The following is a 10,083-nucleotide window of genomic DNA, read 5'->3' on the forward strand; positions in this document are numbered from 1 at the left end:
CCACGTCGCCCGCCGGTTCATACGATGAGCCCATGGCGCTGAACGAGCACGACGTGCCGGCGACGAAGCCGAGGCCCGCCGCGCGCCCCGCGAGCGTTACGAGGCAACGCGTCGCCGTCGGCGGACTCGCATTCCGCGTGCTCGCTTCTGCCTCGCCGGCCAGCCGAGAACCAGCGATCGTGCTTGTACACGGCATTGGAGTCTCACACCGCTACTTGTCACGGCTGCACGACGAGCTCGCCGGCCACCGCACCGTCGTATCGGTGGATCTGCCCGGGTTCGGCGGTCTCCCAAAACCCGGCTACGACGTCGACGTGGCGACGATGGCCCGCGCGCTCGGACAGCTGCTGGAGGGGCTGGCACTCGGCCCCGTCGCTCTCCTCGGCCATTCGATGGGGACGCAGTGGGTCGTCGAGACCGCACTGCAGCGGCCTGAATTGCTGACCTCGGTGGTGGCGATGGGCCCCGTGGCTGACGCCCGGCACCGGACGATCCTCCGGCAGACGCGCGCGCTCACGGTCGACACCCTCCTGGAGCCACCCACAGTGAACGCCATCGTCTTCACCGATTACCTGCGCTGCGGCGTCCCCTGGTACCTGACTCAGCTCCGCCATATGCTCACGTACCGGCTTGAGGACCGCGTCGCTCTGCTCACGGTGCCCCTCCTCCTCATCCGAGGCGGCGCCGACCCGATAGCCGGCGTGGACTGGTGTCGGCACCTCCGCCACAGAGCTCCACGCGCCGAACTGGTGCAGATCCCAGGACATCACCACGTGGTGCAGCACTCCGCGCCGAAAGCGGTTGCCTCGGCGATCCTCTCGCTCACGCCCTGACTGACGAGAGGCCAGGACCCGCCAGGCGCCCGAAGCCCGACGTGCCTGGCGACAGCGGCTGAACGCCCTCGCCGCCGAGGAGCGGGGCCAGATCATCAACTAGCGGGGTTCCGCGGCCTGCACGACATCTGCCGTGTGATAGGTGAAGACCAATCGTGCGGGAACGGTGCCGGCGAGCACCTCGTCGACGGAGTCGTTCACCTGGTCGAGATCGCGCGTCTGAGTGATGACTCGGGTACGACCGGCAGCGTGAAGATCGAAGACCTCGACGAGGTCCTGCCGAGTGCCCACGATCGATCCGATCACGCTGATGCCCTTCAGAACGGTGTCGAACACGGGCAGCGTGATGGTGCCATCTGCGGGCAGCGATACCAGCACGAGTCGGCCGCCGCGATTGAGCGCCTCGAAGGACTGACGGAAGACGGCGGGTGCCACCGCCAAGACGACAGCCACGTCCGCTCCCCCGAGGTCGCGGATCTCCTGGACAGGGTCGGTGGTCTGCGCGTTCACGACGTGATCGGCGCCGAGCTCTGCGGCGAGCGCGAGCTTTTCCTCCGTCACGTCCACCGCGATGACCTTCGCGCCGACCAGCCGCGCGTACTGCACGGCGAGGTGCCCCAGGCCGCCGACGCCGAAGACGGCGACGGTCTCGCCCGTAACGACGCTGGCATTCTTGATAGCCGCGTACGTCGTCACGCCCGCACATGTCAGAGGCGCAGCATCCAATGGGGTCACCCCGTCCGGTACGGGTACCGCATACCTGGCGTCTGCCAGCATGTACTCCGCGTACCCGCCGTCGACGGCGTAGCCGTTGTTGTATTGCTGCTCGCAGAGGTTCTCGCGCCCGTCGATGCAGTAGCGACACTCCCCGCACGCGTGGCCGAGCCACGGCATCGCGACACGCTGCCCCACCGTGCGACTGGTGACGCCGTCGCCCAACTGCTCGACGATGCCGACACCCTCGTGACCGGGCACAAGGGGCAAACCCGGCTTGACCGGCCAGTCGCCGTGCATCGCGTGGATGTCGGTGTGGCACAGCCCGCAGGCCTCCAGTCGAACGAGCACCTGGCCGGGGCCGGGTTGCGGGATGGGGCGCTCTTCCACTTCGGCCGGTGCGCCGAAGGATCGGACGACTGCTGTTCGCATGGGTCTCTCCTCACGGAATGGTGTACGACATCAGCATCGCCCGCGAGTCAGTCGGCGCGCGGGTCGAAGGTCCCGCGCAGTTGAACACCAGGCGATTGTCTCGGGCAGTCGTACCCACGCATGAGCACGCACTCCGACCACCTCGCCCGCGGCGCTCATCCCCGGTGTGCGATCCCACCGCGGACATTTTCACGCCACGGGACGTTCGGCCCGACCGGCCCCGCCGACCGAGGCGATCCTGGTGGCATCGGAGGGGGCCGAGCATGGCGGACAACCGGCGTACCACGCAGATCGTGGAGAGCACCGGCCAGTCAGTCGCGCCGAAGCTCCGGCCTGTCGACGAGGCGAATCTGGTCTTGGATCGACCCGGCCAGGTGAATGTCTTCCTCGCAGCGGGGCTGCTGTCACCGGGCGGCTTCGTGGGACCGCGCGGTGATGTCGACATGATCGCGCTTCGGTCTCACCTCGTACCGAAGATCTCACAGATTCCGGCGCTGAGGCAGGTGCCCGTGGGCGGTAGGCGGCACCATTGGGTCTCACGGGAGCCGGACCTCGACCACCACGTCCGCCTCGAATCGCCGCTGGCAGAGAGCGAGCTGGAGCGACGGTGCGGGCGACTCATGACCGAGCGCCTGCCGTGGGACCGCCCCCTCTGGGAGTTGCTCATCGCTCGACGACGCGATGACGACGGCGCCGCGTTCATCGTCCGCATCCACCATGCGATCGCCGACGGCATCGCGGCAGCCGATATCGTCCGCCGTCTCCTCGACTCGAGTCCGACGGCGGGACGTGCTTTGCCTTCGGGCCACCCTGCCACGGTGCACGACGACCCGCGGCCGAGCTCGCCGTTGACACACGCTGCGTCTGCCACGCGTCGCACGGTCGCGACGCTCGTCGCGCGCGGGATTCGAGAGACAGTGCTGCTCGGCCTCCGGAGCGCGCATCATGGGGTTTCGTTCGTGGACGTCGACCTGGCGGATGTCGCGGCACACGCACGCGGGCGCGGCGCCTCGGTGAACGACTCCCTGCTGGCGGCCGCTGCCGGCGGCTATCGCGCGGCACTGATCGCGGCCGGTGAGGAGGTGCCTCCCGAACTGCCCGTGTCGGTGCCGGTCGCCCTGCCTCGGAGGAACGAGGCGAACGCCGTGGGAGTCATGCTCGTTCGACTGCCGCTCCGGGAGCCTCTGGACGAACGACTGGAGCGCATCGCGGCCCAGACCCGAACCGCGAAGATCGCCGCCCGAGCCCAGGGCACGCTGGAGCTCATGCGCGGACCGTGGGGAGCGCGCCTCATGAACGGCCTTGCGCAACGACAACACCTCGTGGGTGGATTCGTGACGAACGTACCTGGCCCTGTGTGCCCTCTGAACCTGGCCGGTGCCACTGTTACGCACGTCTGGCCGGTGGCCGTACTCGCCGCCAACGTGCGCGTGGGGATCGCGGCGGTGTCGTACGCCGGACGCCTGTCGTGCGGCATCCACGTCGACTCGGATTTCATCGACTGCACGGCGGTCGCCGAAGCATTCGACCGAGACCTCCGCCTCCTGTCGCAATAGCGGCAAGTCGGTCAGGCGATGCTCACCGTATGTCGTCAGGTCGTCTCGACCGGCGGGGCTCCTGACACGCCGACGCTGTTGCGCCTCAGCAGCAAGCCGAAAGTGATGCCGGTGACAGCAGCCATGGCGATAGCCATGCCGATCGCGGCGAAGAGCCCGATCGCGATCGCCGTCGCCACCGACTGCCCCTCGTGCCACAGCGGCGGCGCGATGGCGAAGAAGAAGCCGAGTCCCACGAGCCAGGCGATCGCGGTGCCCACGATCCACCACGCAGCCCCACGGAGGTGATGCCGCAGCTCGACCCACTGCGCGCCGCCAACGGATCCGAGAATTGCGACGATGAGCACGGCGAGCGCAGCGAGTTGCAGCGGAACCGGCCACGTCGTCCACATGGGTTCGAGAGAAGAAGGAAGCATTCCGCAGACGTATGCGACCGCCGCCGCCCCGCCGGTGAGCGGCACCCAGACCTCTGGGCGCAGTCCCGGCAGATCCCGACGCATCGCGAGGTACTGCGCACCACCCAGAACGGCCCCCTCGACGAAGCCGGCGGTGACGATCACCGCAGTCCCCGCGGGCGAAGATGCCATCCACACGCCGACGCTCACGGGAAAGGCGAACCCCACAACCTCGCCGATTGCCACGATGAGGATCCACCGCCCCAAGCCGACCCGAAGCGGCAACGGTGCTTCCATGTTCATCTCACCCACCCCTGCTCTCAGCTGCATGCCGGCAGTCTTCGGCGTCGAGGTGGACATCGCGACTCCCTTCCCTCGCCACATTCGACCACCCTGCCGATGCGTACGCAGGACCGAAAGTCCCGTGGATCTGGTGAGGAGGAGGACGACGTCGTACTGTGGCCTCGGCGCCGAGGGGAAGGCGATCATGACTGAGATCGACCAGCTGTCTTTCCCGGACGGACCACGCCTCGACCTGGACGAGGCTCTTGCGACCCTTGTCGTTCAAGCCGAGCGGGTTCGCACCGCCCAGGCCGGATTGCGGGCTCTCCTCAGCGCCACCCAGGCAGTCGTCGAGGAAAGCGATCTGGCTGCCGTGCTGCGGCGGATCGCTGAAGCGGCGACGAATCTCGTGGACGCGCAATACGGAGCGCTCGGTGTCATCGCACCCGAGCGTGACGCGCTCGAGGAGTTCATCTACGTCGGACTTACGCCAATGGAAGCAGCGAAGATCGGAGATCTGCCCACCGGGCACGGACTCCTCGGTGCGCTCATCGCCGATCCCCGCCCGATCCGGCTCCCCAATATGTCCGCAGACACCCGTGCGGCCGGCTTTCCCGACCACCACCCTCACATGGAGTCCTTTCTCGGCGTCCCAGTACGCGTCCGCGGAGAGGTCTTCGGCAACCTCTATCTCACGAACCGTCGTGACGGGCTCTTCACCGAAGAGGACGAACGGCTCGTCGAAGCGCTGGCGACCACCGCGGGCTTCGCCGTCGAGAACGCACGCCTGCTCGATCAAGCGCGAACGCGCGAGCGCTGGATGGGCGCAGCCGCGGGGCTATCCGCGGCCCTGTTGTCTTCCTCCACCACAACCGCGTTCGATCTGATCGCCAGTCGCGTCTTCGAGGTGCCCGGTATCGACAAGGTTGTCGTGCTGCTGAAGGACGATGCCCGCTCCGAGCTTCAGGTCGCCGCGGCACGCGGGAGCGACGAGTCACAGCTGCGCGGCGCCGTGATCGATCCGCAGGCGACGTATGCCGGTGAATTTGGCGTCGCCGGCGAAACGACCGCCCACTCGCGGTCGCCTGCCGCGTCACCGGACCCCGTGAGAGTGATCGTCGACGGAATCGCGGGGCCGGTAGTGGCCGCTCCCCTGCGGACGAGCGGGCGACTGTGGGGGCTCCTGTGCACCGCCCGAACCCCGGACCGACCGCGATTCACGACGACCGAGATCGACAGCATCGCCGACTTCGCGTCGCGAGCCGCGATCGCATTGGAACTCGCTCATGCCCGGGAGGAGGCGCAGCGTGCACTGCTCGCGGACGATCGGCGCCGGATCGCTCGGGACCTGCACGACCACGTGATCCAGCAACTCTTCGGCACGGGACTCACGTTGCAGGCCATTGCCGGCGGGCTGCCCCCCGGAGGGGACGCCGACAGGCTGAGCGAGTCCATCGATCAGCTCGATGACGCGATCTCGCAGATCCGGACGGTGGTATTCGCACTTTCCCATCGCGATGAGAGTTCGCTGCGCCACCGTGTGATCGACGTGGTGGCGGATCAGTCCGCAGCCCGCCGAAGGCCCCCGGCGATCAGGTTCACCGGCCCGGTGGACCACGGCATCGTAGGCCCGCTGAGCGATGAGGTGGTGGGGGTCGTCCGCGAACTCCTCAGCAACGCGGTGCGCCACTCCCTGGCCGACCACATCTCGGTGGAGGTCGCCCTGGTGGAGGAGTCCGTCCTCGTTCTCGTAGAAGACGATGGGGTGGGGATCGCGGACGCGGAGCGGCGCAGCGGCCTCCAGAATCTCGCGGAGCGAGCGTCAGCCAGGGGTGGCGCGTTCACCGTCGCCTCAGTCCCCGGGGCGACGTCAGCGCGATGGACGGTCCCCGTACGCGACGGCGCCTTTCCCACCGGAGAGTCGCAATGACCACCGTGTTCCTCGTCGACGACCACGAGATCGTGCGGCGAGGGCTTGCCGACCTCGTGCGCTCCCAGTCGGATCTGCAGGTCGTGGGCGAAGCGAGCACGGTGCGACAGGCCGTCGGCCGCATCGAAGCGACCCTGCCCGATGTCGCCGTGCTCGACGTGCGACTTCCCGACGGCAACGGGATCGATCTGTGTCGCGACATCCGATCTCGCACGCCTACCGTCGCGTGCCTCATTCTGACCGCCTACGACGACGACTCCGCGGTAAGCGCATCCGTGCTCGCCGGCGCCGCCGGCTACGTCCTGAAAGACGTCGGCGGATCACGCCTGGTCGACGCGATCCGATCCGTCGCCCGAGGCCGATCACTGATGAGCGACTCCCTCGTACGACGCGCGACGGAGCAGCTCCGGCAGCGGGCCGGCGAAGACGGCGATCCTCGGCTGGGCTCCCTCGGACTGCGCGAACGGCAGATCCTTCGCCTGATCGCCGATGGGCTCACCAATCGTCAGATCGGCGACGAACTCGGCATCGCAGAGAAGACAGTCAAGAATTACGTGTCGTCGTTGTTGAGCAAGCTCGGCTTGGAGCGCCGTACGCAGGCCGCGGTCTTCGAGCTCGAGCATCGCAGTGACCGGCCTCGTCGACCTGGGTCGTGAGACGTTGAAGGCCGCAGAGATCGGCATGTCCGTCTCTGGCAGATGCAGACTCATTCGGACGCGTGGGGCGAGCGCTGTCCGCGCACTGATACGAACGTCGTTCGATGCAGACGGGTGACGGGTTCGAGGATCCCCAAGCGCACCATCGTCACCCCCAGCTCGACCAGCCCGACGGTGAAGTACAGGGCCTGGAGGAAGCTGAACGGGATGAACACCATCTGCACTCCGATCCAGATGACGCAGGCGAACCCTCCGGCGGCGGCGATCGTGTTGTCCCACGAGGAGTCGGAGATCATGACCACGAAGGCGACGGCGTGGACACCCGCCACGAGTACGAGCAGGAGAAGTCCCGGCACGAGGTACGACGTGAACGGGGAGCCCTCCAGATAGTCGAGCGGTGGCACAAGGACGGATGACCACGCCGGATTCACGCTGCCGAGGATCAGGACCACCCCACCGGCGCAGGCCGTCACAGCCACGAACGCCTGCAGGACCAGCAGCGCGATGCGGCCGATGCTATCGATGCGAGTCATGGGTCAGTCCTCCGTCAGCCGCGAGAGAAGCGCACGGTCCCGGGGCACGACGGCAACCGGGCACTCCGCCTGCCAGAGCACGCCCTCCGCGACCGAGCCCAGCAAACTGCCCGCGAGCAGACCCCGGTGATTCGTGCCGATCACGAGCATCGAGCTGCGCGGCGCGAACCTCAGAAGCGCCGCCGGCCGGCTGTCACGCACGAGCTCACTTTCGAAGCTCACCGTGGGGAAGCGCTCCGCAATCCAATCGACGGCGGCCTCCAGCGTCGCACGGTGCCCTGCCATCACATCCTCCGGGGTCACCGCGAGCGCGGTCGCTCCCGAGAACGCGGGAGTCGGCATCAGCCAGGCGTGCACCAGTCGGACCGATCCTTCGACCTCACCCGCCTCCCGTGCAGCGAAGGCGAGCGCGACGTCGGATGAATCGTCATCGGCGATGCCGACGGTGATCGGATCCCCGATAGCGGTCCACTCGGCGGGCACCATGACGACCGGCACATGAGAATGGGCGCTGACCCGCAAGGGCATCGCGCCCGCCATCGCCGCACGAATCGGATGGCCCGGGTTGATGCCCGTGACGAGCAGATCCGCTTCCGCCGCAAACCCCGTCAGCGCGTCCGTCACCCCACCCTCCAGTCGATGGAGGTCCACTCCGACACCTGGTGCCCGCTCTCGAAGAAAAGCCTCAGCATCCGAGAGCTGATCGAGCGCGGCGCGGCGATCCGATACGAACTGCGACACGACGTTGACCACACCGACCTTCGCCACCTCGCGAGCCGCCCGATCAGCCACCCAAGAGAGTGCCGAGACGGATGCCGGGCTGCCGTCGTAGCCGAGAACGATGCGTTCCATGAGCGACTCCTTCTCCGGTCAGGCTCCCTCGAGCCGTTGCCGCGACGGTAGGCCGTGTCACCGCATCGGTGGTGGGTCGAAGGTCCTGTCGCGCGAGGAGTCCGGCGGGACCTTCGACCCGGTGCGCGCTTCTGTGATCCGGTCGGATGAGTGCACGGAAGACGAGATGAGCGGCCGCTCCTCACGTCATCCCGATTCCAGGAAGGGATGCAGATGGACAGTCCAGTTGAGGGCGTCGCCCACGTCGCCATCGTGTACGAGTCGATGTTCGGCAACACCCGCAGCATCGCGGAGGCAATCGCCGACGGCATCCGTCCCTACTGCCCCGTGACCTTGGTCCCCATCGGCCGGGTGGACGAACTGGCCGGCGAACTCGACATGCTCATCGTCGGAGGCCCGACGCACGCGCACGGCCTGAGTCGCCCCGAGTCCCGAGCCGAGGCCATCGTCTGGGCGGACAACGAGCAGAAGAACCTCCATCTCGACGACGGCTGGAGCGAACGCGGTATCCGCGAGTGGCTCGCTCACACCCCCAGCCCCGCCCGACGATTCGCTGCTTTCGACACTCGCGTCGACATGCCCCGGATCTTCACCGGCTCCGCCGCGGCTGCGATCGACCGCCGGCTCACCAAAGCGGGGGGCGAGCGGTTCGCCGGTCCGATGAGCTTCCTCGTCGACCGAGGCAGCCGGCTGGTCGACGGCGAGGTCGAACGCGCCCATGAATGGGGCGGGGAACTCGGCGTGCGGATCGCACCCGCACGCCGGCAACCGCTATGAGCTCGGCGTTCCCGGAGATCCCGGCATCCTGTGTCCCGGGACGGCCTTCACGTTCCTGCCGGCCAAAGTGAGCTTGTCGACGTCCAGGCCGGCAACCTCGACGTTTCCCAAGGCAACAGAAGGGGGCGCGGAGGAGGCGGGCGCCGGCTCGGCCTCGATGTGCTCGGCGGTGAGGATGATTCCGCCCGTCGAGTAGGAGGCCGTCGCGAGCTGTTCGATCCAGGCGCGGTTGAGATCCGCGGGCTCGATGCCCTCGAATACGAACCGCAGGGGAATGGAAGGGTGCAGCCAGATCGTGGATCTGCCCGGCGCTTCACCCTCCGCGTGCTCCCAGGAGACGGTGAAGCTCTCGCCCCGCCGCAGTTTCGTCGCAATCACGACCTTCAGATGCGCAAGCGCACGATCCTCGATACTGATGGGGGCTTCCGCTCCCCCGTAATAGATCGACCCCATGTCAATCCCTCACTCGCCGGGTACATCCCCGCGAACGGTCCGTGATGTCGGTCAGGCATTGCTGCACCGCATCAACGCCGGGTGGGCGAGCACCCTGATTGCTCCAATGACTAAAGCGTATCCCCGGTTCGCAGATGATCGTCCGACTGATGATCACAGCGGTGGCCGCGGGAGCCGGATCAGCGCCGCTTGCGCGGGGGCAGGTGAGGGATCGGCACCGGCCGAGTGCTTCCCGACTGCGGGCGGCTGCCTTGCGCCAGATCCTGCAGGACGGCGTCGGCCGTGAAGTATCGACTGGGACGACTGGTGGGGTGTGCCCAGGCCACGTGCACCCCTTCCGCGTGGGCGTCCGTGATCACCGCGACGATATGCCGGGGGTCGGACTCAGGAAGAGCTGTGGCTCGGATGATCCATGTCGCCTGATCGTGGCGGAAAAGCTCGTAGGGCTCGGCCGCCCGCGAATCGCCGCCGTCGCTCATCACCAATCCGCGATCAGGCCTGACTGCACCATCTCCGCGCGCAGTTCGTCCTCGAAGTCGTCGGCCTGATCGCGCAGGGACTGGTCGTGGTCATCCCAGCTGCCGCCTGCGTTCGTGCGTGATCTGGCCATCTCGTCGGTACCTCCATGGTGTGGACGGTTCCACTGTCGCCCACACGGCGGGCGGGCGGG

At 67.6% G+C, this 10,083-nt stretch carries 11 protein-coding genes and 1 pseudogene; 5 read left to right on the top strand and 7 right to left on the bottom strand.

What is annotated here, in order from left to right:
• Positions 1 to 32 precede the first annotated feature (32 nt).
• Entirely contained in the window at positions 33 to 833 is an 801-nt protein-coding gene (locus JNB61_RS19375) for an alpha/beta fold hydrolase (RefSeq protein WP_220340697.1), read from the top strand.
• A gap of 99 nt (positions 834 to 932) precedes the next feature.
• Here the strand turns inward: JNB61_RS19375 and adhP are convergent, their stop codons facing one another.
• On the bottom strand, positions 933 to 1,979 hold the full coding sequence (adhP, locus tag JNB61_RS19380; RefSeq protein ID WP_220340698.1) for an alcohol dehydrogenase AdhP: 1,047 nt from the start codon (positions 1,977 to 1,979) through the stop codon (positions 933 to 935).
• A gap of 263 nt (positions 1,980 to 2,242) precedes the next feature.
• On the opposite strand from adhP, the gene JNB61_RS19385 reads away from it, so the two are divergent.
• Positions 2,243 to 3,535 (top strand): wax ester/triacylglycerol synthase domain-containing protein, encoded by a 1,293-nt coding sequence (locus tag JNB61_RS19385; RefSeq protein WP_220340699.1) that lies wholly within the window; start codon positions 2,243 to 2,245, stop codon positions 3,533 to 3,535.
• A 35-nt stretch (positions 3,536 to 3,570) separates the two neighbouring features.
• On the opposite strand, the gene JNB61_RS19390 is transcribed toward JNB61_RS19385, so the two are convergent.
• Positions 3,571 to 4,122 (bottom strand): hypothetical protein, encoded by a 552-nt coding sequence (locus tag JNB61_RS19390; protein WP_220340700.1) that lies wholly within the window; start codon positions 4,120 to 4,122, stop codon positions 3,571 to 3,573.
• Between JNB61_RS19390 and JNB61_RS19395 the strand changes: the two genes are divergently transcribed.
• A complete protein-coding gene (locus JNB61_RS19395; protein ID WP_220340701.1) occupies positions 4,085 to 6,142 on the top strand; it encodes a sensor histidine kinase in 2,058 nt (685 codons plus the stop codon). The genes JNB61_RS19390 and JNB61_RS19395 overlap by 38 nt on opposite strands.
• Positions 6,139 to 6,798, top strand: a complete 660-nt coding sequence (locus tag JNB61_RS19400; protein ID WP_220289536.1) for a response regulator — start codon at positions 6,139 to 6,141, stop codon at positions 6,796 to 6,798. The genes JNB61_RS19395 and JNB61_RS19400 overlap by 4 nt, the downstream gene beginning before the upstream one ends.
• A 50-nt stretch (positions 6,799 to 6,848) precedes the next feature.
• On the opposite strand, the gene JNB61_RS19405 is transcribed toward JNB61_RS19400, so the two are convergent.
• On the bottom strand, positions 6,849 to 7,331 hold the full coding sequence (locus JNB61_RS19405; protein ID WP_220340702.1) for a hypothetical protein: 483 nt from the start codon (positions 7,329 to 7,331) through the stop codon (positions 6,849 to 6,851).
• A gap of 3 nt (positions 7,332 to 7,334) precedes the next feature.
• Complete coding sequence (locus JNB61_RS19410; protein ID WP_220340703.1) at positions 7,335 to 8,183, bottom strand: universal stress protein; 849 nt, start codon at positions 8,181 to 8,183, stop codon at positions 7,335 to 7,337.
• 213 nt (positions 8,184 to 8,396) lie between these two features.
• On the opposite strand from JNB61_RS19410, the gene JNB61_RS19415 reads away from it, so the two are divergent.
• Positions 8,397 to 8,960, top strand: a complete 564-nt coding sequence (locus JNB61_RS19415; protein ID WP_220340704.1) for a flavodoxin family protein — start codon at positions 8,397 to 8,399, stop codon at positions 8,958 to 8,960.
• Between the two features lie 138 nt (positions 8,961 to 9,098).
• Here the strand turns inward: JNB61_RS19415 and JNB61_RS19420 are convergent.
• The 3 genes and pseudogenes from JNB61_RS19420 to JNB61_RS19430 form a co-directional block, all read right to left on the bottom strand.
• A pseudogene (locus tag JNB61_RS19420) lies at positions 9,099 to 9,413 on the bottom strand (DUF7882 family protein); the annotation flags it as partial.
• A 179-nt stretch (positions 9,414 to 9,592) separates the two neighbouring features.
• The gene (locus JNB61_RS19425; protein WP_220289543.1) at positions 9,593 to 9,892 is read right to left on the bottom strand and encodes a hypothetical protein; all 300 of its coding nucleotides are present in this window, start codon (positions 9,890 to 9,892) and stop codon (positions 9,593 to 9,595) included.
• A partial coding sequence (locus JNB61_RS19430) for a hypothetical protein (protein WP_220340705.1) occupies positions 9,892 to 10,083 on the bottom strand: 192 nt, incomplete at its 5' end. The genes JNB61_RS19430 and JNB61_RS19425, both read right to left, overlap by 1 nt.

The organism is Microbacterium ureisolvens (assembly GCF_019511645.1).
Classification (GTDB): Bacteria; Actinomycetota; Actinomycetes; order Actinomycetales; family Microbacteriaceae; genus Microbacterium; species Microbacterium ureisolvens_A.